This is a genomic window from Amycolatopsis sp. FU40 (assembly GCF_021903635.1).
In the GTDB taxonomy this organism is placed as follows: Bacteria; Actinomycetota; Actinomycetes; order Mycobacteriales; family Pseudonocardiaceae; genus Amycolatopsis; species Amycolatopsis dendrobii.
This window is the reverse complement of sequence record NZ_CP091381.1, coordinates 1,426,933-1,449,755: the sequence shown is the minus strand read 5'-3', so window position 1 is coordinate 1,449,755 and position 22,823 is coordinate 1,426,933. Positions and strand designations below refer to the sequence as shown.

Here is a 22,823-nt window from a genome sequence, read left to right as displayed (position 1 = left end):
GCCGATGCCAAATCCTGCGCGAATCCCGAACCAGCCTGACGCGTCCTTACCGGGGCGTGTCTGTCGGCGTGGGGTCACGACGCCTGGATGCGCCTCCGGCGCTCCCGCCGGGGTTGGGGGGACGGCCGAGCGCGCGACGGCTGGACGTGCGGCCAGGCGCGCCGCGTCGGCCAGGCACACCGGGACCGTCATCGCCGCGGCCAGACTCGCCGGGTCCGTACTCGCCGCGGCCAGACTCGCCGGTTCCGTACTCGCCGCCGCCAGACTCGCCGAGTCCGTACTCGCCGCCGCCAGACTCGCCGAGTCCGTACTCGCCGCCGCCAGACTCGCCGAGTCCGTACTCGCCGCCGCCAGACTCGCCGAGTCCGTACTCGCCGCCGCCAGACTCGCCGAGTCCGTACTCGCCGCCGCCAGACTCGCCGAGTCCGTACTCGCCGCCGCCAGACTCGCCGAGTCCGTACTCGCCGCGGCCGAGCACCCCGGAACACCCCGATGGGGTTTTCTCAGTAGCGCCTTGCGTCGGGCCCGCCGCAAGGCGGTAAGCCTCGCGGGTGCCTGGCGAGGCGCGGGTGAAGCTGTCCCCGGCCGATGCCCGCCGGTCTGTCCGGTGAGCACCGCAGGTGAAGGGAACCCTGCGGGAATCAGAGTCAATGAGGATTCCCCTCACGTACGTCGGAGGAGGCGGAGGCGGAGCCGGGCGCGAGGCAGAGCCAGGCGTTGCGCGTTGCCGCAGCGAGGCCGCACACCACAGCTACTCAGAAAACTTCAATGCGGCAATGCCAGGGACTTAAACCGTGCGGCCTCGCCGAGCCAACCGTCCGCGAAGGACCCCGCGCTCGCCGAAATGCCCAGACCATGCCCTCATGACCGCTCACCGACGGCACACCCCGCGCCCAGGACAGAGGTCTCGAACCGCAGCCGCAGCGCCGCCCCAAAGGCCTGGCAGGGCCCGCTTCGGAGCGCGCGGCAGCCGAACGAACGGATGCTTCATGATCGACGCAATCATCGCCGGCTGCGGGCCGACCGGTGCGACGCTGGCCGCCGAGCTGCGGTTGCACGGCGTGCGGGTTCTCGTCCTGGAGAAGGAAACCGAGCCGCTCCCGTTAGCCCGCATCGTCAGCCTGCATATCCGCAGCCTTGAGCAATTCGCGATGCGCGGCCTGCTGGAGCGACTCCTCCAGCGCGGACGGCAACGGCCGGTCGGCGGCATCTTCGCGGGCATCCCCCAGCCCGCCCCCGAGGAGCTCGACACCGCGTACTTGCTGGGCATCCCCCAGCCGGTCGTCGTGCGGCTGCTCGAAGAGCACGCGATCGGGCTGGGCGCGGAGGTCCGGCACGGCTGCGCGATCGCCGGGTTCGAGCAGGACGAGGACGGAGTGACCGTCGAACTGGCCGACGGCGAACAGTTGCGAGCGAAGTACCTCGTCGGCTGCGACGGTGCGCGCAGCACCGTGCGCAAGCTGCTCGGCGTCGGCTTCCCGGGCGAACCCTCCCGGACCGAAACCCTCATGGGCGAGATGGCCGCCACCTCGCCGCAGGAGGAGATCACCGCCAAGGTGGCGGAGATTCGCCAGGCCGACAAGCGTTTCATGCTGGGGCCGGTCGAGGAAGGCCGCTATCGCGTCGTGGTCCCCGCCGCGGGGCTCAGTTCCGGACCGCCCGTTCTCGAGGACTTCCGAGAGCGACTGCGCGCCCTCGCCGGAACCGATTTCGGCATTCATTCCCCGCGCTGGCTGTCCCGTTTCGGCGACGCCACCAGGCTGGCCGACCGGTACCGCGTCGGCCGGGTGCTGCTGGCGGGCGACGCCGCGCACATCCACCCGCCCACCGGCGGCCAGGGCCTCAACCTCGGCGTGCAGGACGCGTTCAACCTCGGCTGGAAGCTGGCCGCGCGGATCCGCGGCTGGGCCCCGGACGCCCTGCTCGACACCTACCAGGAGGAACGCCGTCCGGTAGCCGCGGACGTCCTCGACAACACCCGCGCCCAGATGGAACTGTCGTCCGCCGAAGCGGGACCGCGGGCCGTGCGCAGGCTGCTCGCCGAACTGATGGAGATCGACGAGGTCAACCGCCGCCTGATCGGGAAAATCACCGCGATCGACCTCCGCTACGACTTCGGCGAAGGCCCCGGCCTGCTCGGCCGCCGTCTCCCCGACCTCGACCTGAAGCGAGGCCGCCTCTACGACCGCCTCCACCGGGGCCGCGGCCTGGTGCTGGACCGCACTGGACGGCTGACCGTCGAAGGCTGGGCGGACCGGGTCGACCTCCTCGCCGACCCCGCGGCGGCCCTGGACGCCCCTGCCGTCCTGGTCCGCCCCGACGGATACGTCGCCTGGATCGGCGAGGACCAGCGAGAGCTGAACCGCCGGCTCGCCCGCTGGTTCGGCGACCGAACCGCGACCGCCTGAGCACCGCGCAACGAAGACCTCGCCGTACCAGCGGACGGGTCGAGCCCTGACGGAACTGATTCCGTCAGGGCTCCCCTCGCGACCCAGGCCCGGGCATTGCGCCCGCACACCCGCCTTCTGCCGCATAATCGCGACGTGCCGCTCACTCTCGAACTGAGCACCGGCGACCTGGCCGGCACCAGGCTCGCCGTCTCGCCGCTGTCCGAAACCGTTTCCGGTCTGCAGACCCTGGCCGGATGCTGGGGCCCGCGGCATGGACACTGGACCCGCTGGGCCGCCGGAGAACTCGCCGCCCGGCCGCTGGACCTGTCACGGACCTGGCCGCTGCTCGTCACCGGCCGGGCCGGCTGGCCGCAGTTCCTGCTGCCCGCCCCGGCCCGCGCGGCGAGCACGATCGACGAGGCGCTCGCCGCGATGTGCCGGACCACCCCGAGCCAAGTCCGGCGGAGCCTGCGCGGCGTGTTCGGCGAGCACTTGCCCGTCCCCGCCCAAGCGCTCGCCGACGACCCCGAGGCCGGGCTGCGCGCCGTCGCCGCCGAATTACGTCAAGCGCACGACCGTTTGATCGCACCGCATTGGGCCCGGCTGCGCGCTGTCCTCGACGCCGACATCGCCTACCGCGCCAAACAATGGGCCGACGGCGGCGCGGCCCGCCTGTTCACCGACCTGCACGCCGGACTGAACTGGCACGACGGCCGCCTGACCCTCGACGGCGACCACCGTCCCTCGCCCGGACGCCCCGCCGGCGGGCTGGTCCTCTCCCCCGTCGTGCTCGGTCCGCCGTGGGTGATGATCAAACTGCACACCACCACCCAGACCACGATCCGCTACCCAGCGCGAGGCAGCGGTGCACTGTGGACAGCCGCCGAGCGACGTCCCGGCGGGAACGCGGTCCGCCTTCTGGGGCGACGGCGCGCCGAACTGCTGGAGACACTGCGCTCCCCCGCCACGACCACTGACCTCGCCGAGGCCCTGCACGTGTCGCCGAGCGCGGTTTCGCAGCACCTCCGGGTCCTGCGCGACAGCGGCCTGGTCGCCGGGCAGCGGTCCGGCCGCGCGGTTCTCTACCGCACCACCGAGCAAGGAATCCGCCTCCTGAGCCCTGGCTCGCCGACGCATCGGCGCCAGGATGTGCGTCCAGGCTCCGATCCCACGTCCGAGGCACAAATGTGACAACTCCACTCCGGGTGCCACATTTCCGGAGTACGATCTCGCCGACCGCGACCGGCCTCGCGGAGAGGGGAAGCGGCGGGGATGAGCGACTGGCGGGTGCCCGGGTTCACGGAGGTCGACGTGCTCGGCGTGGGCGGCTTCGGCCGCGTCGTGCTGGCCAAGCACCAGGAATCCGGCCGGATGGTGGCGATCAAGTACCTGCTCGCGGAGTACCTCGCCGACCCGGACATCGCGGCCGGGTTCCGCCGCGAGGCATGGCTGCTGTCCGGCGTCCGAAGCCCGCACGTCGTGCAGTTGTTCGACTTCGTCGAAACGCCGCAGGGCGCCGCGCTGGTGATGGAGGCCGTGCCCGGCGTGTCCCTGCGCGCGCTTCTGGCGGCGGAGAACGTCCTCGCCCCGGAATCCGCGCTGGCCATTCTGAAGGGCTCGCTCCTCGGTCTCGCCGACGCGCACGCCGCCGGAGTCGTCCATCGCGACTACAAGCCGGGAAACGTGCTGGTGTCGCGGGAAGGCCAGTCGAAACTGGTCGACTTCGGACTGGCCACTTTGGACGGACGCAACGGACTGACCGCCGGTTCCCCGTCGTACATGGCGCCCGAGCAGTGGGCTGGGCAACCGGGCCGGCCCGCCACCGATGTGTACGCCGCCACCTGCGTGTTCTACCAATGCATCACCGGGCACCAGCCGTTCGAGGCGACCACCACCGACGAACTGCGCTCGCTGCACCAGATGGCGCCCGTGCCGCTGGACGCGGTGCCCGAGAAACTCCGTCCGCTGATCGCGCGCGGGATGGCCAAAGACCCGGCGTGGCGACCGTCCACAGCGGACGCCTTCGTGTCCGAGTTGGAAACCGTCGCCCGCAAGGCCTACGGAAAGGACTGGGAGAAACGCGGCTGGAAGCGCCTGGCCGCCGCGTCCGCGGCGCTGACCGCGCTCACCCCGCTGGCGCTGCTGGCCTCCGCCGGAACCGCCGCCGCGCCGATCGGCGCGGGCGCCGGCGCCGTCGCGGCCGGGGCTCCTGTTGCCACGGGCACCGGGGCCGGGGCGACCGCGGTGATCGTCGGCAAGGTCGTCGCGGTGCTGGTGGTCGTCGGCGCGCTCGTCACCGGCGGGATCCTGGTCTTCAACCGCCAGGACGATCCGCCCGCGCCCGCGGCGCTCACGGTGGCGATCCAAACCGATTTCGGACGCGACCAAGCCCTCCCGATCACCTACGACCTCCAGTACCCGCAAGTGTCCGGCGGACCGGACGCCGCGGTGCGGAAACGCATCAACGACGCTTTGCGCGCCCCGATCGACAAGCGGCTGAAGGCCATCCGCGACGCACGCGCCAATCCGGACTGGCGGCAGCAGTTCACCGACACCGGGGACACGCCCGCGGCGCACACGACCGCGCAGATCTTGCTGCAGACGCCGAGCCTGCTTTCCGTTCGCTACGACCACGGTCTCGACTCGCAGGTGCTGGGGCACACGACCTGGCGTTTCCCGGAAACCGTGAACGTCGACCTCGCCACCGGGAACCCGCTCGGCCCCCAGGACATGTTCCGGCCCGAAGCGCTGACCGCGGCCGGGATGAAAACGCTGACCGACCGCATCGACCCGCACACCCAGGCCGGTTTTTGCCGGGAGCCGACCGTCGGCTACGACACCGGCCGGAAAACCACCGTCGACGCGGCGGACCGGGTGCCCAGCCGCGGGCACGTGCCCGCGCCGCCGATCGGATTCACCAAGACCGGGGTCCAGTTCGAAATGGTGTGGTACGAACTGGGATGCATCATGGCGGCCGGAAAAGAAACGGTCGTCCTCCCCTATTCCGAGATCAGCGACCTGCTGCAACCGAAATTCCTGACAATGCTGGGCGTCGGAGCGGCTTCCCCGGCGCCCTCGACGCCGTCTTCGTCTGCTCCGGCGGCCAGCACCACCTACACCAACCCCCGGTTCGGCTTCACCACACGCGTTCCCCGGGGATATACCGCGGCACCGTACAGCCCGGAAAACGGCGACGGAATGACGTTCGCCAACAAGCCACTCCACGCGACCATGACCGTCTGGGGCACCAACTCAGGCGGCCGCACTGTCGCCGCCGCACTGGCCGACGCGGCCGCCGAGACGGAAGCACAGTCCGGCCGGGTGACCTACCGCAAGGACGAAGGCGACCACTATTCGATTTCCGGCTATCAAAGCGACGGAATGATCTTCTACGAGATAGGTTTCTCCGGCCCCGGGTCGACGGCGACACTGCGCTGGGTCTATCCGCGCGAGCACAAAGCCGAACTCGACGCGCCGGTGAGCACTACCGCGGAGGCCTTCCGTCCGGGAGACCTCTCCCAGCCGCACTGACCCTCGGCCGCGAAACGAATCAGCCGAGGCCGAGCAGCGCGTCGGCATTTCCGTGGGCGATTTTTTCCTGATCCTCGCGGGAAAGATGCGAATCGGTCAGGAAGGACACCGCTCCCTCGTTGCCGAGCATCGGGAAATCGACGGAGTGAAGGATCCGGTCGACGCCGACCGTGTCCGCGCAGTACCGGAGCTGGGCCTGGCTGAACATGCCGCTCGGGGTGATGAACACGTTGTCCCGGAAGTACTCGCGGAAAGTCCGGTCGAGCTTCGTCATCCGCCGCGGCATGGTCTCGTCCAGCCGGTCGAGGTAGAACGGGACGAGTTCGCCCCAGTGGCCGAGGATGAACCGCAGGCCCGGATAGCGGTCGAGGACCCCGGCGAGCACCAGGTGCAGGAAGTGCACGGCGGTTTCCTGATGCCATCCCCACGCGGGCAGCCGGAACGCCGCCGACACCGCCGGCGAGAGCCCGCCCGCATAGCTGGCCTCGCTGACCGCCGCCGGCGGCGGGGCCGGGTGCAGGTAGATGGGCACGGACAGGTCGCTGGCGGCGCGCAGAATGGGGTCGAAGCGCGGCTGGTCCAGGAATTCGTCGTCGGTGCGCCCCATGATCATCGTGCCGACGAAGCCCAGTTCGCCGACGCACCGGCGCAATTCGTCCGCCGCGGCGGCGGGGACGGCCGTCGGCAGGGCGGCGAACGCGGCGAACCGGCCGGGGAACGCCGCGACCGCCTCGGCCATGGTGTCGTTGGCCGCGGCGGTCAGTTCCGGTGCGACCTCCGCCGGAAGGAAAGTGTTGACCAGCGAGAGAACCTGCGTGGTGATGCCGTGCCGGTCCATGTCGGCGATCCGGGCGGCGCCCAGGTCCTCCAGGAGATCGGGACGGCGCGGGTACGGCATCCCGGTGTCCGGGTCGAACGCCGCGGCGTACCCGGGCACGTGTTTCAGCAGGTTCGGCATGCCGGCGGCGGTCACCGCCGGGTCGGTCCAGTGTTCTTCGAGCGTGACAATCCGCATCGCTGCCCCTGTTCGTCGGTCTGTCTCTCCACGATGGCCCCAGGCAAGCGATAAGCTCAAACACTTGTTTCTGATTCACTGATCAGTTCTGCTGATAGGAGACGGGATGGAGCTGCGGCACCTGCGCTACTTCGTCGCGGTGGCCGAGGAGGGCGGGTTCAGCGCGGCGGCGCGCACGCTGCACGTCGTCCAGCCCACGTTGAGCATGCAGATCCGGGACCTGGAGCACGAACTCGGCGGGCCGTTGTTCGACCGCGCCGGACGGCGGCCCCGGCTCACCCCGGCAGGCCAGGCGTTCCTGATCGAAGCGCGGCAAGTGCTCGCCCAGGCCGAACGCGCACAGGACGCGGCGCGGTCCGCCTTGCGCGGGGAGACCGGGAGCGTCCGGATCGGCGTGGCGGGCGCCGTGGTGTTCGGCGGCCTCCTGGCCGGTCTGATCCGCGATTTCCACGAGGCGCGTCCGCTGGTCCGGATCGAGTTGCGGGAGGCGGGGCCGCAGGTTCAGCGCACCGCGATCCTCGCCGGCGAACTGGACGTCGGGTTCAGCGCGCTCCCGGCTCCGCCCGGCGAACCCCGCCTGGCCTCGGCTCCGGCCAGCTCGGTGTCGTTTCTGGTCGCATTGCCCGCCGGGCACCGCCTCGGCCGGCACCGGACGCTGACCGTCGAGCAGCTCGCCGGGGAGGAACACATCGAGTACATCACCGGCGACGGCGACCTCACTCCGCCGTGGCCGCACCGGCGCGAGGCGGACCCGCCGTCCCGTTTTCGCGCCGACAGCACGCTGAGCGTGCTGGCGCTGATCGCCGCGAAGGTGGGCATCGCGGTGGTCCCGGCGGGCGTGGAACGGGCCGCGGTCCCGGAAGTCGTGTACCGGCCGCTGGCCGAACCCGGCCGTGCGACCGACTTCCACTTGCTGCACCGCAGCACCGAACCGGTGCCGGCAGTGGCCGCTTTCGTCCGCGCCTGCCGGCAACCGTCGGCGCTTCGGCCGGAAACCGCATCGCGTGCGCCGGGTGGTTCACCACGCTCGCCCGGGGGAAGCTCCTGAGGACAGTGAGCGAAATCCGTTAGACGGGCGCCGGACGGCGTGGTCTGATCGAGGCGAGCGTCCTGGTCCGCGGGGCGCCTGACCGAGAGACTTGCCTTTGCCCGCAACGCACTTCGCCGACGAAGCCGTGGTCAGGCGCCTCCTGGCCGCTCAGCTGCCCGAACTGGCCGCCCTCCCGCTCTCGCGGCTCGACCCGGCCGGTTCGGACAACGTCATCTACCGGCTCGGGGACGAACTGTCGGTGCGCCTGCCGCGCGGCGAATGGGCGGCGGGGCAGCCGGAGAAGGAATCCCGGTGGCTCCCCCGGCTCGCGCCGCATCTGCCGGTGGCGATTCCCGAGCCGGTCGCGCTCGGCTCGCCGGGCGAGGGATATCCGTGGCATTGGTCGGTCTCTCGCTGGCTGCCGGGCTCGCCCCCGGAAATCGGCGGGCTCGCCTGCCCGGACCGGATCGCGCGCGAACTGGCCCGGTTCGTCGCGGCCCTCCACCGGATCCCAGCCGACGCCTCGCTCGCTGCCGGACCGCACAACGGGTTCATCGGCACACCGCTCGCGCGCCGGGACACCGGAACCCGCGTCGCGATCGCCGAGACCGCCGATGTCTTCGACAGCGCCGCACTGACCGCGGTCTGGGAGGCCGCGCTCGCGGCACCGCCGTGGCCGCATCCGCCGGTGTGGGTGCACGGCGACCTTCATCCGGGCAACCTCCTGCTGGCGGACGGACAGATCAGCGCCGTCCTCGACTTCGGCGGGCTCGGCGTCGGCGATCCGGCTTGCGACGCGCTGATCGCGTGGACACTGCTCCCGCCTTCGGCGCGAGAGGTCTTTCGCGCCGAGTCGGGCCTCGACGAGGACAGCTGGACGCGCGGGCGCGGATACGCGTTGAGCACCGGACTCAACGCGTACACCGCTTATGCGGCAACGAATCCGCGGGTGGCCGCGAGCACGGGATACCAGATCAGGGAGACGCTGGCGGACTTCCAGCGCGCCTGATTCGGCGCCCAGCTCGCCGATACCCGGCAAATCCGGCGCACACTGCTGCTCCATTCGGATGATCGACAACTTTCTCGCCCGGCATCCGCCCCCTGTCGCACCTAGCCTCGACGGACCCGGCGGCCGCAGACTGTCCCGCGTGAGCGAGGCCCGGCTCCACGGCCGGTTCCGACATCGTTGCCTGCCGGGCCGGCACGGCTGGACGAGAGGAAGATCGATCGATGGCTGATCGGATCACCGGGCAGGGCAAGGAAAGCCCGGGCACGCCGGGCGAGGCGGCTGCGGGGAAGGCGGCCCCAGCCGAGACAACCGCACGCACAGCGACCCCGTCCGGCGCCGCCCCGGGCACGACGGCCTCAGGCGAAGCCACGGCAAACTCAGGCAAGGCCGCCTCAGCCGAGACAGCCGCACCCAAGGCGAGCGCGGCCAGCGACCCCAAGAAGCTCCGTTCCCGCCACATCACCATGATCGCCCTCGGCGGGATCATCGGGGCCAGTCTCTTCGTCGGCTCCGGCAACGTCGTCCGCGCGGTCGGGCCCGCGGCCGTCGTCTCCTACCTCATCGGCGGCCTGCTCGTCTTCCTCGCGATGCGGATGCTCGGCGAGATGGCCGCCGCACGGCCGGCGATCGGGTCGTTCATGGAGTACGCCCGGGCCGGGCTCGGGGAATGGGCGGGATATCTCGTCGGATGGCTGTACTGGTACTACTGGATCGGCGTGATCGCGTTCGAGGCGGTCGTCGGCGGGTCGGTGCTCGGCGGGTGGTTCCCGGACGTCCCGCAGTGGGTGTTCTCGGTGGTGCTGCTGCTGTTCTTCACCAGCACGAACCTGGTGTCGGCGCGGTCGTTCGGCGAGGTCGAGTACTGGCTGGCGAGCATCAAGGTCGCCGCGATCATCGTGTTCCTCGCGGTCGGCGCGCTGTTCGCGTTCGGGCTCTGGCCGAAGGCCAGTTTCTCGATCCCGAACCTCTGGCAGCACGGCGGGTTCGCACCGAACGGCTGGTGGCCGGTGCTCAGCGGCGTCGCGATCGTGATTTTCTCCTACTTCGGCACCGAGATCGCGGTGATGGCCGCGGCCGAGTCCGAGGATCCGGCGAAGGGCGTGCGGCAGGCCGTCGTCACGGTGATCTGGCGGATCCTGCTGTTCTTCGTCGGCGGGGTGCTGCTGATCGTCACCATCGTCCCGTGGAACCAGCTGCCGAATCCCAAGCAGGAGGGGCCGTTCGCGCACGCCTTCACGTTGTTCGGGCTGCCCGGAGCCGGTCTGGTGATGAACGCGGTCGTGCTCACCGCCGCGTGTTCGGTGCTCAATTCCGGGCTCTACTCCGCCGGGCGGATGTTCTCCGCGCTCGCCGAGAAGCGGCTGGCCCCGCGCGTGGTGGCGAAGAAGAGCAAGTCCGGCGTGCCCGCCGTCGCGGTGGTGGCTTGCACGATCGGCGGGTACATCGCGGTGTTCGTCAACTTCGTCGCGCCCGACTCCGGCATCTTCGACTTCATCATGAACTCCGCGGGCCTCGTCGCGCTGTTCGTGTACTCGTTCATCGCGTTCACCCAGATGCGGATGCGGCACAAGATGACGCCGGAGGAACGCGCCGGGCTGAAGCTCAAGATGTGGCTGCATCCGTGGCTCGGCATCCTGACCGTCCTCGGCGTCGTGGCGATCATCGTGGTCATGCTGCTGACCGACGATTCCGCCCGCACCCAGGTGTGGACCAGCATCGTGTCGCTGGTGGTGATCGCGGCGTTCTGGCCGCTGGTGCGCAGGCAACTGGGCAAGAGCGCGGCGAAGGAGAGCTGAGGCCCGCTGCCGGGGGTGCGGGAGCGAAGCGGTCGGCGGGCAGCCCGGGGAAGCGCGCTCTAGGCTGTCGCGGTGGCTGCTCCGCAGGTGATCGCCGGGCGTTACCGGCTCGAGGAACGCCTCGGAGCCGGCGGGATGGGGGTCGTCTGGCGGGCGAGCGACCTGGAACTTCGCCGGACGGTCGCGCTCAAGCGGTCGCTCGACGGCGACGAACCGCAGATCCGCCGCGAGGCCCGGCTCGGCGCGGCGCTGCAGCATCCGAACATCGTCGCGGTGTACGACTCCGTTTCCGACGGCGCCGACCGATGGCTCGTCATGGAGTACCTCCCGGCGCGCAGTTTGGCCGAGATCGTGCGCACCGACGGTGTCCTGCCTCCGGGACGAGCCGCGGCGATCGGCGCGCAGATCGCGTCCGCGCTCGCCGCGATGCACGCCCGCGGCATGGTGCACCGCGACCTCACCCCGGGCAACGTCCTGGTCGCCGGCGACGGCACCGCCAAACTCGCCGACCTCGGCATCTCCCGCGGCCACGAAGTCACGCTCACCGGCAGCGCCCGCGTCGGCGGCACCGCCGGGTACCTCGCGCCGGAAGTCGCGAACGGCGAGGCAGCCACCGCCGCGTCGGACGTCTTCTCCCTCGGGGCGACGCTGTTCGCGGCTGTCGAGGGCGGTTCTCCTTGGGGCAGCGCGGAAAACGGGCCGTTCGCGCAGCTGCGCCGGGCCGCGGAAGGGACTCCCGAGCCGCTGCGCAACGCTCGTGGGCTCGCTGTGCGGGCGATGCTCAGCCGTCAGCCGGGGAAACGCCCGACTGCGGCCGAGGCCGAGGCCCTGCTGCGCGGTGCGCCGGTGCCGCAAGCCGCGAAGAAACCCAAGCGACGCATGGTCATCGGCTCAGTCATCGGCGCGGTTGTCCTTCTGGCCGCCGGGTTTCTCGTCTTCGCCCGCGACGACGCCCCGCCCGCGAAGGCGACCGCCGCACCGCAGGCACAAGACCTGATCGGCGACCCGCGCACCGCCGATCCGTGCTCGCTGCTGTCGGTGAATTCCCTGAGCCAGTACGGCAAGGCGTTCCTCGAACCGAACCTCGGCGCCTTCGCGCGGTGCGACCTGAACACGACCCTGCCCGACCGCGGCGGAACGGTTGTCACCAGTCTGGAACTGTCCGAACCGGAGCAGTACCCGCAGGTGCCGCCGGTCCGGGGACAGCTCGGCGAGATCCGGCGGCCGAATCCCGACGCCGGGAAATGCCGTCGTTCCTTCACGCTGCCGGACCTCTCGGTCGTCACGGTGAGTTCGGTCCGCTCGGACGGCGCGGCCGCTCCGCAACTGTGCGCGATGGCGGACGCCGTCGTCGGGGACGCCTACGCGCGCGTCGCCCGCGGCCCGGTCGCCCGCCGGGCCCAGCCGTTCCAGCCGGGTTCGCTGGCGCGCACGGACGCCTGCACGCTGGTCGACGACGCCACGCTCCGCCGGACCGTCGGGCCGGACTATCCGGTCGACCGGCATTTCGCGAACTGGGCCTGCTCGTGGGGACACGACGCGAAGTCGGTCGACCTCTACTACGACCGCCAGTGGCCGCTGGCCGAGGACCCGCCGGACGGCCAGACGCGCACGACCGCCGGCGGACGCCTCGCGTACGTCGATCCGCACGAGCGCGAAGGCGACACGTGCGACGTCACCGTCGTCTACCGCACCTATTCGCCAGCACTCCCCTCGCTCGAAGGCACACCGCAACAACGAGACGAGGTCGTGCTGGTCGAGATCACCGACGAAGCGAACAAAGGCAACCTCGCCGCCGTCTGCGACACAGCGAAATCCGTCGCCGCGACCGTCGCGGCCCGCCTGCCCTAGAACGGACGGCAGCTCAGCGACCGCCGCGAGATCGGGAAGTCGAAGTAGGTGTCCGGGAACGTCTCCGGCTGGAACGTGTAGTGCCACCATTCCTCGGGCAGGTTCTTGAACCCGGCCCGTTCCAGTCCGCGCAGCAGGAGCATCCGGTTCTCCCGCTGTTTGCCGGCGATCCGCGGGTCGAGCGTGTGCGCGAGGGTGTCGAAGCAGTCGAAACCGGTGCCCATGTCGAGCGAGTTGTCCGGGAATCGTTCGGCTTTCGGGCCGTAGCACGGCGTCAGCGGCTCGCCGGGGCGGTACGGCCGCGTCGGGAGCGCCGGAAGCCGGACGAGGGTCAGGTCGACCGTGCTTCCCCGGCTGTGGCCGGATTTCGCCGCGATGTAGCCGTCCGCGAAAAGGCGGTCCTTCTCCACGCGCGGGTAGAACTCGGCCTTCATCCGCAGATCGGACAGATCCTCGGCCCAGCGCACGAAGTTGTCGACCGCGCGCTGCGGGCGGTAGCAGTCGTAGACCTTCAGCGTGTAACCCCGGCGCAGGAACGACAACTGCGCCTTGTGCAGGGCGGCAGCGGCGGCCCGGGTCAGGATGCACATCGGCTGCCGGTAGCCGTCGACCCGCGCGCCGGTGAAGTTGTGCGGCGTGCTGTACCGGATCTCCTGCACGATGGTCGGGTCGACGTCACGCAAGGCGACGAATTCGGGCGGCGCCTTCACCTCCGGTGCGGCCGGCGCCGGCGGTGCGGCGACGAGACAGGTCAGCAGGCTCATCGCGGCGACCGCAAGGCCGCGCATCATCTTTCCGCGCATAGCCGGATTGCTTACCACAAGATCGCGCTGAAGTCCCCGGGTGCGGACACAAGGCCGCACCCGGGGAAGGTCCGGATCAGTAGTCCCAGACAGCCGGCACGAAACGGAACGCGTTGCCCGCGACCGCCACGTGGCAGACGGACGGGAACGGCAGGTGCGTCGCGACCAGCTGCTCGCCGCTGGCCGCCAGCTCCTTCAGCAGCCGGACCCGGACGCGTGCCGATTCCTCCGGGTCGTGCTCGAAACCGTTGTACCAGTCCGGATTCTCGAATCCGGGCTGGAACACCGCGTCACCGGCGAAGGTGAGCCGCTCGCCGCCGGACTCCAGCCGGACGATGCTGTGGCCGGGAGTATGTCCACCAGTACGGCAGATGCGTACGCCCGGCGCCACCTCGTGTTCGGTCTCGAACGGCCGCAGCTGGCCGCGGTACACGTCGAGGAACCGGGTGGCCGTCGTGCGCAGCACCTCCGGGATCGGCTCCGGCATGACGGTCCGCGAGAAATCGGGGGCCTGCCAGAATTCTGCCTCCGCCGAAGCGAGGTGCACCTGCAGATCCTCGCGCAGGCGGCCGCGGAGCCCCTCGACGAGCAAGCCGCCGATGTGGTCCATGTGCAGGTGGGTGAGCACGACATCGGTCACCGACGACGGGTCGATTCCGGCCGCGACGAGCCGCATCGCCAGTTGCCCGGCGCGGGGGAAGCCGGGGAATTCGGTTCCCAGGCCGGAATCGATCAGCACCGTCCGGCCGCCGCTGCGCACCACGGCGACGTTCAGCGGCCAGTCGATCATCTCCGGCGGCAGGAACATCTCGCGCAGCCACGCGGCCAGATCGGCCCGGTCGGCGTTGGTGGCCAGCGTTTCGGCGGTGATCGGCAGCACCCCGTCGCTGATCACCAGCACGTCGATGTCGCCGACCTTCAGCGCGTACCGCGAAGGGACCGCCTCGTCGAGACGGGCGGAAGGGGCCAAGCTCATAGGTTCTCCTCGGGAGTCGCACAGCCAGATCGTCGGCTAAGACCGGACGGCCGCCCGGTTTGTGACAACCCGCCGGAAAAAGCGTTCGTCCGGGATCTTGTTCCGCGACAGTCAGGTTTGCGGAGCTTTCGACGCCTTCCGCACCACGCGCCGCCGCCCGTCCGCGCGCAGCATGGGCTCGAACCGCGACCGCGCCTCCTCCGCCAGCTCGGCGCCGAGGTCGACCTCGTACCGGCCCGCCGAAGCCGCGATGCGCAACTGATCGCCGCGCGCGCCAAGACCGGTGATGCGGTTCCGCGCCACCGCCAGCAACTGCACGCCATGGGTCAGCGGCCGCCGGCCCAGCACATGCCGGACCACCACCAGCTCCTGCCGCGTCAACGCGACGAACGCCGCCGGCCGGGATCGCTGCCACAGCCAGCGTCGCGGGAGTTCCGGTTCCGCGCCGAGGCAGCGCGTATGCCGGGGATGCCCCAGTGCCACCAGCGGCGACACGGGAAGCCGCTCCCAGCCGAGAGAAGGCGGGCCCGCGTGCGCCGGTTCCGGCGCGCCGGGACGGTGCGCGCGCGACCGCACGTGCGTCACGAGGTCGGCCACCGCGGGCCACGCCCACGAGCGGTAGCGGAAAACCAGTGTCGCCCGAACGCCGGTTAGCACCAGGCACGAGTGCTTCCCCGCCATCGCGTGCTCGACCGCGATCAGCTCCGGGTACGGGATCGCGCCGACGATGCGCGGGTACGGCAGATCGTCGACCCACAGCGCCACCCCGCGCGCGCCCGCGCCCAGCGCCTGTTCCGGCGTCCACACCACGCCGTCGCCCGACGGCCGGGTCGCCGACGGGGCCAGGACCACCTCGCCGGGGCCGACCAGGTCCGCGAGGTCTTCCGCCGCCGCACCCGGCCGGGACCAGCGCGAAGGCGGTTTCGTGTCGAGGCGGTCGGCGAGGTCGCGGCCGACCTGGATCTCCCACGGCTCGGCCGCGGCGCCGAGCGCGGCCCGCGCCCCACCGATGCCGGACATGCGAGCCTCCTGCCGCCGCGGGAGCCGGGCCGGACGCCCGGTTCTTCCAGCGTATACACCGCCGCGGAGCCGGTTCCCATTCCGCAGTCCGCCCGGGTGCGACCTAGATCACCCGATCGCCGCAACCCGCTTCGGCGATGCGCCCGCGCCCGCCCCGCCCCTAGAATCGGCGGTGCGGCACCGTGGCCACACCGTCCTTTGTGGACACAGCGCCGTACGGTCAGCCGTCGACCCTGGAGGGAACCTCGTGTCCGCACCGGAATCCGTGCAGATCGTCACCGCCCGGCGCATCGTGACCATGGCCGGCGCCGAACCTCCGGCCTTCGCGATGCGCGGCGAACGGATCGTCGCGCACGGCACTGTCGCCGACTTGCGCGGCGAGTTCCCGGCCGCGCAGCTGCACGATTTCGGCGATGCCACCGTCATCCCCGGCTTCAACGACGCCCACCAGCACCCGACCGTCGTCGCCGCGCAGTCCTTGCAGGTCGACCTCTCGCCGTCCCGGATCCGCTCGACCGCAGACCTCACCGCGGCCTTGCGCGAACGAGCCGCCGCGACGCCGCCCGGCGAATGGGTCATCGGCTGCGGCTACGACTCGTTCCGCAGCAACGGCGGCCGCGAACTCACCCGCGCCGAACTGGACGAAGCCTGCCCGGACCACCCGGTCCTGGTCGTGCACGTGACGCTGCACGCCGGCGTCGTCAACTCCCCCGGCCTCGCCCTCGCCGGCCTCGCCGACTCCAGCGAACCCCCGCCCGGCGGCCACCTCGGCCGGGACGCCGCCGGCCGCCTCGACGGCGTCATCCACGACCAAGCCCTCTACGACCTGGCGTTTCCCGCCTTCACCCCGCGCCCGACGATCGTGCGGGACCCGTCGACCGAGGTCCTGGCCGCCGCCTTCACCCGGCACGCAGCGGCTCTGCACGCCGCCGGCATCACCTCGGTCGGCGACGCACTCGTCGGCCGCACCGAATGGCAGGTCCTCCGCCACCTCGCCGACCAGAACCAGCTCACGCTCCGGGTCAACGCGCTCGCCGCCTACGACCACTTCGACTACTTCCGTGCCCTCCCCGACACCCCGCTCACGCCCGAAACCCGGTTGCGCCTTGGCGGCGTCAAGACCTTCGCCGACGGTGCCGTCAACGGCGGGACCTGCCTGGTCGAGCAGCCCATCGAAGGCACCGAGAGCTACGGCTTGGAACGCGTCAGCGCCGCCGAACTGGCCGACACCGTGCGCCGCGTGCACGACGCCGGCTGGAGGGTCTGCGTGCACGCCAACGGCGACCGCGCGATCCGCCGGGTCCTCGACGCCGTCGACCAGGCCCAAACCGCCAACCCGCGCGAGGATCCCCGGCACCGCATCGAACACTGTTCCATCATCGACGACGAGATCCTGAAGCGCATGCGCGAGCACGGCATGGTCGCGGTGCCGTTCGCGAACTACGCCGCCGCGCACGGGGACAAACTGACCAAGTACTACGGGGAGGAACGGGTCGAGCGCATGTTCGCCCACCGCGCGATGCTCGACGCCGGAGTCGCCGTGGCCGGCTCGTCGGACCATCCGTGCGGGCCGTTCCCGCCGCTGTACGCACTGCGCAGCTGCGTGACGCGCCGGGCCCCGGACGGCGAGTTGTTCGGGCCTTCGCAGCGGATCAGCGTGGAGGCCGCGCTCGGGGTTTACACCACGGGGTCGGCCTATGCGTCCGGGGAGGAGACCACCAAGGGCCAGCTCGCGCCGGGGTTCCTGGCCGATTTCGCGGTGCTGGCGGAGGATCCGTTCGCGGCCGATCCGGAAGCGCTGGATCGGGTGCCGGTACGGGAAACGTGGGTCGGCGGGGAGCAGGTCTGGTCGGCCTGATTTATCGCCGGAAACTCGATATTTGCAAGATAAATCGCACCGGCTAGCGTTTTCTCCATGAACGCTGCCGTCGTCCGCGCCACGCCCGAATCCGTACCGCAGCTCGTCGCCTCGGCAACCGCCCTGTTCGCCGAGGACGGCGGGCAGCGCGATCCGCAGCTGGACCTCGGCTGGCCGCGCCGCGAAGGTACCGCCTACTTCTCGGAACTAGTGCGCCGCAACGATTCCCTGTGCCTGCTGGCGCTCTCCCCCGCAAATTCCGCGATCGGCCACCTGATCGGCCGAATCCGCCGCCCCGACCCACTCCGGCCGAGCGCGGTGGCCGGCGTGCTGGAAAGCCTGCGCGTCGACCCCGCACACCGCGAAACCGGTGTCGCGACGGCGCTGACGGAAGAATTCTTCGCTTGGGCAAGGGAATGCGGCGCGAATCAAGCCAGCGTCACGGCGTATGCGGCCAACGAATCCGCCATCAGCTTCTACCGCGGCCGCGGGTTCTCCCCGTTCGAACTCACGTTGCACGCGCCGCTCTAGCTCCTACAGCGTCAGATACGACATTCAGCAACTGTCCACAGGAGACACCACCGGCACGGACGGACCCCACCACATCACCCACGAACACGGCCAATATCTCGACGAGAACTCCACCAGCCAATACAACATGGCCAGTGTCGTCGCGGGACCTCCCGACCTCGCCGTTCGGCGCGTGCAACCGTGGAACGTGCCGGTCCCGCCGCCGGCGCCGGGCGAACCGATTCCCACACCTCCCAGCCGGTACCCGCAGCCGCCCCCGCGATGACAAGGAACCGCGACATCCCATGACACGCAAACACCGCCCGGCAGCGACCGGACTGGCACTGGCCTTGCTGGTGCTCGCCGGGTGCACCGGACCGGACGCGCCATCGGAGAACGCGACCGTGGACCAGACAACCCGGCAGTTCGACCAGTTCCTCCAACGCCCCGACATCGACCAGACCACCACGCGCTACGAACAGCTGTACGGCCGCATCCGCGGTGCCATCGCCACTGCAGCCTCCGGCCTGAAGCCGTGGCAGATCAACGAATCAGGCGGGAGGATCGGCCTGCGGCAACGATTTCGCCGCCGTCAACGCCGACTTGCGCACAGACGACGCGGTGGTCAAGGGCCTCCCGAACTGGACGGCCGAAGGCAACATTCCCGACGCCAAGTGGCCGCGCACGTCAGACGCAGTCCGGTCGATCTCGCCGCCGAGTACGGCTTCGACACCAGCCAAGTCACGGTCGACCGGCCTGGGGATCACGAGGTCGTCCTCCGCGACAAATACGAAGCCGAACTCAACGTCGGCACCGCAGCGAACACCACCCTCCTGCTGCGCAGCGGCTGTCATCTCACCGCTGCTGCCAAGAAGCGCGGCGCACCGGCACCGAGGTTGACGTACTAGCCGCTGGGCACAAGAGCTTTGCCCGGCTCGATGCGCGATCAGCCGAGGTGGACGGTCTCCGCCCCGATCGCCGGTTCGACGTGCACCGCCGCCGCGGTCAGGCGGGGCACCGCGGCGATCAGCCGGTGTTCCAGGCTGTGCGCCAGTTCGTGCGCCTGCTCGACAGTGAGCGTGTTGCCGACCTGGATGGCGAGTTCCGCGCGGAGGCTGTGGCCGATCCAGCGCATTCGGACCTCGCGCACGCCCTCCACGCCGGGTACCGCCGCGGCTGTTTGCTCGGCCAGTTCTACGGTCGCCGGGTCGACGGCGTCCATCAGCCGCCGGAAGACCTCCTTGGCCGCGTCGCGCAGGACGAACAGGATCGCGACGGTGATCAGCAATCCGATCACCGGGTCGGCCGCCGGGAAACCGAGCGCGACGCCGGCCGCGCCCAGCACCACCGCCAGCGAGGTGAAGCCGTCGGTGCGGGCGTGCAGGCCGTCGGCGACCAGGGCGGCGGAGCCGATTTCGCGGCCGACGGTGATGCGGTACCGGGCGACGAGTTCGTTCCCGGCGAATCCGACTGCCCCCGCCGCGGCGAGCACCCAGAGCTGCTGCACGGGGTGCGGGTGCAGCAGGCGGTCGATCGCTTCGTACGCGGCCAGCGCGGCTGAACCGGCGATGATCAGCACCACGACGACTCCGGCCAGGTCTTCGGCGCGGCCCAAGCCGTAGGTGTAGCGGCGGGTCGCAGCGCGGCGGCCCAGCGCGAAGGCGATGCCCAGCGGGAGGGCGGTGAGGGCGTCGGCGAAGTTGTGGATGGTGTCGCCGAGGAGGGCCACCGAACCGGTGACCGCGACCAGGGCCAGCTGGATGACGGCGGTGCCGAAGAGGGCGGCGAACGACCAGGTCAGGGCCCGGATGCCGCGTCGGCTGGTTTCGAGGGCGGTGTCGACGCGGTCGGCGCTGTCGTGGCTGTGCGGGGCGAGGAGGTGCTTGACGCGGTGCCGCCAGGTCGCTGGCTCGTCGTGCCCGTGCCCGTGCCCGTGCCCGTGTCCATGCCCGTGGCCGTGACCAGGGCCGGAAACGCCATGCCCGTGCCCGTCGCCGGGCTGCGAACGGTCCCGTCCCAGCTCTGCCATCGACCACTCCCGGATGCTCGAAACCCGCACGCGACCGGGCGGACGCGCCGGCCGACTACCAGCATACCTGCGCAGATGCGCAGATAACCCAGAAGGAACGGTAGCATCAGGGCATGCACTCCTCCCTGCCGGACTTCGACATGCCCTCCGACGAGCAGGTCCACCTGGCCGCGGAAAGCTTCCGCCTGCTCTCCGACCCGACGCGGATCAAGGTGCTCTGGGCGCTGCTGCAGGGAGAATCGTCGGTGGCCTGCCTCGCCGAACTGGCCGGAGCCGCGCCGACCGCGGTCAGCCAGCATCTGGCGAAACTCCGGCTCGCGGGGCTGGTGAAGGGCCGCCGCGAGGGGACGTTCGTGTACTACTCCGCCGCGGACGAGCACGTGCGCGGACTCCTGGCCCAGGCGCTGCATCACGCCGATCACGTGGATCGCGACATTCCCGGCGGTGACGCCCAGCCGCACCGGCCCCGGATGCGGAACGCCTGAGACCGTCAGGCGGCCTTGGCCTCGACCAGGTGCCGCAACGGTTCCGGCAGCACGTCCCAGACCTCGTCCGCCACCTGCACCGTTTCGCGGCCCAGCACGTCCAGCACCACACCGGCCCGGTGCACGGCCTCCGGATCCCTCAGGCCCGCCCGGTGCGCGATCCGTCCGACGAATTCCTCCAGTTCGAAGCGTTCCCCGCTGCCGCCGCCCGGACGCAGGACGTCGGCCAGTTCAGCCGGCAGCCGCACTGCCAGGCTTGCCGCCGCTTCCGGGGAGATCCGCTCGGACAGCGTCCGCAGCACGGCGTGCGCGACCCGTTCGGCGTCGCGGGAGTCCGCGAGGCAGGCCCGCCTCCGGATCAGTTCGACGATCTCGTTCATCGTTCCCGGATACCCGGGGCAGCCGCCCGCAATCGCCCGGTTAGCGGCACTACCACCGGGTACCAGCGGTCCATGGATCATTCAGCGACGTCTCCCGCACCGGCCGAGCAGGCGCAGACCGCGCTGCGCCGGCTCCGTCGCGAAGCCGGTGCCGGCGGCTACGAATCCCCCTCGGAGCTGTACCGGACGCTGGGCTTGCTGAGCCTCCTCGCCGACGACCTCTCCGAACTCCTCCCCGATTTGTCCGGCCAGCTCGAGGAAGCGCTGCTCGCCGGGCGCGTGCGGCATCATTCGGGCGACGCGCAGCAAGCCTGCGACGCGGTCGCCTCGGCCGCGCACAGCATTTCGGTCGCCCGCTTCACCGCGCTCCTGGTCGGTCAGGAAATCCAGAAGGCGCAGACCGCGATCCGCGATCTCGCTGCCGCCTGACACCGGTTTTGTCCCGTTCCGCGCGGGTACCCGGCGAGGAAAGCGCTGTAGCGAGAAGGGAGCATGATGGCCGACAGCGATCCGGCTGAGCCCGAAACGCTCGATCAGTCCGAATCCCTCGACGAGGACGAACTGCGGGTCGACCCGTTGGAGGCAGGCGTCGAACCGGCCGAACGCTGGAGCCCGGCGACCCGGCAGGCCACGACCCCCGCCGAGGCGCGCGAAGGCGAGCCGCTCGGGAACAGGCTCGCCGAGGAACGCCCGGACGTCCAGCCCGTGCCGAACCCGCCCGACGACGAGACGCTCGCCCGGGCCGAGGCGGCCAAGGCCGTGGCCCCGGACGAGGATCTCCCGCAGCGCCGGTCGGACCCGGATCCCGCCGAGCAGGCGGACGAGGCGGGCGGTTCCGTCGCGAAGTCGATTCGCGAGGAATAACCCGCCGCGACAACGGAAAAGTACGGCTGCGGAAAGGAGTACCCATGCCGACGGTCACCACCCGTTCCTGGGCCCGTCCGGTCGTCGCCGTGCTCGGGCTGGTCTACCTGGTCCTCGGCATCGCCGGGTTCTTCGTGCCGGAAACCGCGCACGCCGGGCACGACACCACGCGCGTGATCTGGCTGTTCAGTTCCAGCACGGTGCTGAACATCGTCCACACCGCACTCGGCTTGCTCGGGGTTTTGGCCGCACGCAAGCTTTCCGGCGCGGTCGCGTACTGCTGGGTGCTGTTCGTCGCGTTCACCGGGTTGACCGCGTACGGGATACTCGCGACGGCGTTCAGCACCGCACGCGACGATCCGGTGAACCTCAACTGGGCGGACAACTGGCTGCACGGGCTGACCGCGCTCATCGCGTTGGCCGTCGCGCTCGGCGGCAGCCGCGAACGGGCTTAGGGCCGACGCCAGCTGTTGTCCGGGAAGGCCGTGCCGGCCTGCGCGCCCATGCGGATCAGCCCGCCGTCGACCACCAGGGACGAACCCGTGATGTACCCCGCCGCGGGGGTGGCGAGGAATGCCACCGCCGCGGCGACTTCACGGGCGTGCCCGGGGCGGCCCAAGGGAATTCCGGGACGGTCCTGCTCACGCGGGTCGACGTCGGTCTGGCCGGTCATCGGGGTCGAGATCTCGCCGGGTGCCACGGAGTTGACCGTGATCCCATGCTCGGCGAGTTCGAGTGCGAGCACCTGGGTCAGCGCGCCCGCACCGGCTTTCGCCGCGCAGTACGGAGCGGCGCCGACGCGGGGCACGTGTTCGTGGACGCTCGTGATCGTGATGATCCGGCCGCCGCGGCCGGCGTCGATCATGTGCCGCGCGGCGCGTTGCGAGCACACGAAAACGCCGTGCAGGTCGACGTCCACGACGCCGCGCCAGGTGTCGAAGTCCATGTCCATCGCGAGTTCGCTGCTGCCGGTCCCGGAGCAGTTCACCAGCACGTCGACGCCGCCGAGTTCGCCGGCGAGGTCGTCCACGACGCTCGCCGCGGTCGGCAGGTCGGTCAGGTCGAGCTGCCGCACGTGCGCGGCCGCGCCCTGTTCCCGCGCCTCGGCGGCGGTCTCCTCCGCTCCGGTTTTGTCGGTGTGCCAGGTGATTCCGACGTCCACTCCCCCGCCGGCGAGCGCGACGGCCACTGCCCGGCCGATGCCGGAATCCGCGCCGGTCACGACGGCCGTGCGCGGTCCGTCGGTCTCCTCGGGCAGCGGTGCTGGGTCCACCAT

Annotated in this window: 21 protein-coding genes; 14 read left to right on the top strand and 7 right to left on the bottom strand. The window is 70.8% G+C overall.

Translation table 11 applies throughout. From position 1 onward, the window contains the following. The first annotated feature begins 989 nt into the window (after positions 1–989). The 3 genes from L3Q65_RS07975 to L3Q65_RS07965 all read left to right on the top strand — a co-directional run bounded on the left by L3Q65_RS07975 (position 990) and on the right by L3Q65_RS07965 (position 5,921). Positions 990–2,408: an FAD-dependent monooxygenase gene (locus L3Q65_RS07975; RefSeq protein ID WP_182891606.1), complete on the top strand. Its 1,419-nt coding sequence runs from the start codon at positions 990–992 to the stop codon at positions 2,406–2,408. Positions 2,409–2,543: 135 nt separating this feature from the next. Further along, entirely contained in the window at positions 2,544–3,581 is a 1,038-nt protein-coding gene (locus L3Q65_RS07970) for a helix-turn-helix transcriptional regulator (RefSeq protein WP_182891607.1), read from the top strand. 81 nt (positions 3,582–3,662) lie between these two features. Beyond that, a complete protein-coding gene (locus L3Q65_RS07965) occupies positions 3,663–5,921 on the top strand; it encodes a protein kinase (protein ID WP_182891608.1) in 2,259 nt (752 codons plus the stop codon). 19 nt (positions 5,922–5,940) lie between these two features. Here L3Q65_RS07965 and L3Q65_RS07960 read toward each other — a convergent pair whose 3' ends face one another. Continuing rightward, positions 5,941–6,936, bottom strand: a complete 996-nt coding sequence (locus L3Q65_RS07960; RefSeq protein WP_237599217.1) for an amidohydrolase family protein — start codon at positions 6,934–6,936, stop codon at positions 5,941–5,943. Positions 6,937–7,042: 106 nt separating this feature from the next. On the opposite strand from L3Q65_RS07960, the gene L3Q65_RS07955 reads away from it, so the two are divergent. The 4 genes from L3Q65_RS07955 (at position 7,043) to L3Q65_RS07940 (ending at position 12,622) form a co-directional block, all read left to right on the top strand. Beyond that, positions 7,043–7,984 carry a LysR family transcriptional regulator gene (locus L3Q65_RS07955; RefSeq protein WP_182891610.1) on the top strand — a complete coding sequence of 314 codons (942 nt, stop codon included), beginning with the start codon at positions 7,043–7,045 and terminating at the stop codon, positions 7,982–7,984. A 127-nt stretch (positions 7,985–8,111) separates the two neighbouring features. Then, positions 8,112–8,975: an aminoglycoside phosphotransferase family protein gene (locus L3Q65_RS07950; RefSeq protein WP_237599216.1), complete on the top strand. Its 864-nt coding sequence runs from the start codon at positions 8,112–8,114 to the stop codon at positions 8,973–8,975. A 221-nt stretch (positions 8,976–9,196) separates the two neighbouring features. Next, complete coding sequence (locus tag L3Q65_RS07945) at positions 9,197–10,771, top strand: amino acid permease (protein WP_304504551.1); 1,575 nt, start codon at positions 9,197–9,199, stop codon at positions 10,769–10,771. A 72-nt stretch (positions 10,772–10,843) separates the two neighbouring features. Then, entirely contained in the window at positions 10,844–12,622 is a 1,779-nt protein-coding gene (locus tag L3Q65_RS07940) for a serine/threonine-protein kinase (protein WP_237599215.1), read from the top strand. Here L3Q65_RS07940 and L3Q65_RS07935 read toward each other — a convergent pair. The 3 genes from L3Q65_RS07935 to L3Q65_RS07925 all read right to left on the bottom strand — a co-directional run bounded on the left by L3Q65_RS07935 (position 12,619) and on the right by L3Q65_RS07925 (position 15,421). Continuing rightward, a complete protein-coding gene (locus tag L3Q65_RS07935; protein WP_237599214.1) occupies positions 12,619–13,425 on the bottom strand; it encodes a M15 family metallopeptidase in 807 nt (268 codons plus the stop codon). The genes L3Q65_RS07940 and L3Q65_RS07935 overlap by 4 nt on opposite strands. 76 nt (positions 13,426–13,501) lie before the next feature. Further along, entirely contained in the window at positions 13,502–14,401 is a 900-nt protein-coding gene (locus L3Q65_RS07930) for an MBL fold metallo-hydrolase (RefSeq protein WP_182891615.1), read from the bottom strand. 111 nt (positions 14,402–14,512) lie between these two features. Continuing rightward, positions 14,513–15,421 (bottom strand): hypothetical protein, encoded by a 909-nt coding sequence (locus tag L3Q65_RS07925; RefSeq protein WP_237599213.1) that lies wholly within the window; start codon positions 15,419–15,421, stop codon positions 14,513–14,515. A gap of 247 nt (positions 15,422–15,668) precedes the next feature. Here L3Q65_RS07925 and L3Q65_RS07920 point away from each other — a divergent pair, with 247 nt between their 5' ends. The 3 genes from L3Q65_RS07920 (at position 15,669) to L3Q65_RS07910 (ending at position 18,697) form a co-directional block, all read left to right on the top strand. Beyond that, entirely contained in the window at positions 15,669–17,279 is a 1,611-nt protein-coding gene (locus L3Q65_RS07920) for an amidohydrolase (RefSeq protein ID WP_237599212.1), read from the top strand. A 57-nt stretch (positions 17,280–17,336) separates the two neighbouring features. Next, positions 17,337–17,810 carry an N-acetyltransferase gene (locus L3Q65_RS07915; RefSeq protein ID WP_237599211.1) on the top strand — a complete coding sequence of 158 codons (474 nt, stop codon included), beginning with the start codon at positions 17,337–17,339 and terminating at the stop codon, positions 17,808–17,810. A gap of 383 nt (positions 17,811–18,193) precedes the next feature. Then, a complete protein-coding gene (locus tag L3Q65_RS07910) occupies positions 18,194–18,697 on the top strand; it encodes an LppA family lipoprotein (RefSeq protein ID WP_237599210.1) in 504 nt (167 codons plus the stop codon). A 38-nt stretch (positions 18,698–18,735) separates the two neighbouring features. On the opposite strand, the gene L3Q65_RS07905 is transcribed toward L3Q65_RS07910, so the two are convergent. Then, positions 18,736–19,818 (bottom strand): cation diffusion facilitator family transporter, encoded by a 1,083-nt coding sequence (locus tag L3Q65_RS07905; RefSeq protein ID WP_237599209.1) that lies wholly within the window; start codon positions 19,816–19,818, stop codon positions 18,736–18,738. A 113-nt stretch (positions 19,819–19,931) separates the two neighbouring features. Here L3Q65_RS07905 and L3Q65_RS07900 point away from each other — a divergent pair, with 113 nt between their 5' ends. Next, positions 19,932–20,303 (top strand): metalloregulator ArsR/SmtB family transcription factor, encoded by a 372-nt coding sequence (locus L3Q65_RS07900; RefSeq protein WP_067584194.1) that lies wholly within the window; start codon positions 19,932–19,934, stop codon positions 20,301–20,303. Between the two features lie 5 nt (positions 20,304–20,308). Here the strand turns inward: L3Q65_RS07900 and L3Q65_RS07895 are convergent, their stop codons facing one another. After that, a complete protein-coding gene (locus L3Q65_RS07895; RefSeq protein ID WP_182891623.1) occupies positions 20,309–20,683 on the bottom strand; it encodes a DUF2267 domain-containing protein in 375 nt (124 codons plus the stop codon). A gap of 72 nt (positions 20,684–20,755) precedes the next feature. Between L3Q65_RS07895 and L3Q65_RS07890 the strand changes: the two genes are divergently transcribed. The 3 genes from L3Q65_RS07890 to L3Q65_RS07880 all read left to right on the top strand — a co-directional run bounded on the left by L3Q65_RS07890 (position 20,756) and on the right by L3Q65_RS07880 (position 22,002). Next, positions 20,756–21,112, top strand: a complete 357-nt coding sequence (locus tag L3Q65_RS07890; RefSeq protein WP_182891624.1) for a hypothetical protein — start codon at positions 20,756–20,758, stop codon at positions 21,110–21,112. Between the two features lie 63 nt (positions 21,113–21,175). After that, positions 21,176–21,547, top strand: coding sequence for a hypothetical protein (locus tag L3Q65_RS07885; protein WP_312872123.1), 372 nt, complete (start codon positions 21,176–21,178; stop codon positions 21,545–21,547). Positions 21,548–21,591: 44 nt separating this feature from the next. Next, the gene (locus L3Q65_RS07880) at positions 21,592–22,002 is read left to right on the top strand and encodes a DUF4383 domain-containing protein (RefSeq protein ID WP_237599208.1); all 411 of its coding nucleotides are present in this window, start codon (positions 21,592–21,594) and stop codon (positions 22,000–22,002) included. On the opposite strand, the gene L3Q65_RS07875 is transcribed toward L3Q65_RS07880, so the two are convergent. Next, complete coding sequence (locus tag L3Q65_RS07875; RefSeq protein ID WP_237599207.1) at positions 21,999–22,823, bottom strand: SDR family oxidoreductase; 825 nt, start codon at positions 22,821–22,823, stop codon at positions 21,999–22,001. The two genes, L3Q65_RS07880 and L3Q65_RS07875, sit on opposite strands and share 4 nt — an antisense overlap.

Bases quoted from the DNA above. Each gene is read 5' to 3' on its own strand.
- L3Q65_RS07975 (WP_182891606.1), top strand. From the start codon at position 990: ATGATCGACGCAATCATCGCCGGCTGCGGGCCGACCGGTGCGACGCTG.
- L3Q65_RS07965 (WP_182891608.1), top strand. From the start codon at position 3,663: ATGAGCGACTGGCGGGTGCCCGGGTTCACGGAGGTCGACGTGCTCGGC.
- L3Q65_RS07960 (WP_237599217.1), bottom strand. From the start codon at position 6,936: ATGCGGATTGTCACGCTCGAAGAACACTGGACCGACCCGGCGGTGACC.
- L3Q65_RS07955 (WP_182891610.1), top strand. From the start codon at position 7,043: ATGGAGCTGCGGCACCTGCGCTACTTCGTCGCGGTGGCCGAGGAGGGC.
- L3Q65_RS07945 (WP_304504551.1), top strand. From the start codon at position 9,197: ATGGCTGATCGGATCACCGGGCAGGGCAAGGAAAGCCCGGGCACGCCG.
- L3Q65_RS07935 (WP_237599214.1), bottom strand. From the start codon at position 13,425: ATGCGCGGAAAGATGATGCGCGGCCTTGCGGTCGCCGCGATGAGCCTG.
- L3Q65_RS07930 (WP_182891615.1), bottom strand. From the start codon at position 14,401: ATGAGCTTGGCCCCTTCCGCCCGTCTCGACGAGGCGGTCCCTTCGCGG.
- L3Q65_RS07925 (WP_237599213.1), bottom strand. From the start codon at position 15,421: ATGTCCGGCATCGGTGGGGCGCGGGCCGCGCTCGGCGCCGCGGCCGAG.
- L3Q65_RS07915 (WP_237599211.1), top strand. From the start codon at position 17,337: ATGAACGCTGCCGTCGTCCGCGCCACGCCCGAATCCGTACCGCAGCTC.
- L3Q65_RS07905 (WP_237599209.1), bottom strand. From the start codon at position 19,818: ATGGCAGAGCTGGGACGGGACCGTTCGCAGCCCGGCGACGGGCACGGG.
- L3Q65_RS07900 (WP_067584194.1), top strand. From the start codon at position 19,932: ATGCACTCCTCCCTGCCGGACTTCGACATGCCCTCCGACGAGCAGGTC.
- L3Q65_RS07895 (WP_182891623.1), bottom strand. From the start codon at position 20,683: ATGAACGAGATCGTCGAACTGATCCGGAGGCGGGCCTGCCTCGCGGAC.
- L3Q65_RS07890 (WP_182891624.1), top strand. From the start codon at position 20,756: ATGGATCATTCAGCGACGTCTCCCGCACCGGCCGAGCAGGCGCAGACC.
- L3Q65_RS07885 (WP_312872123.1), top strand. From the start codon at position 21,176: ATGATGGCCGACAGCGATCCGGCTGAGCCCGAAACGCTCGATCAGTCC.
- L3Q65_RS07880 (WP_237599208.1), top strand. From the start codon at position 21,592: ATGCCGACGGTCACCACCCGTTCCTGGGCCCGTCCGGTCGTCGCCGTG.
- L3Q65_RS07875 (WP_237599207.1), bottom strand. From the start codon at position 22,823: ATGGTGGACCCAGCACCGCTGCCCGAGGAGACCGACGGACCGCGCACG.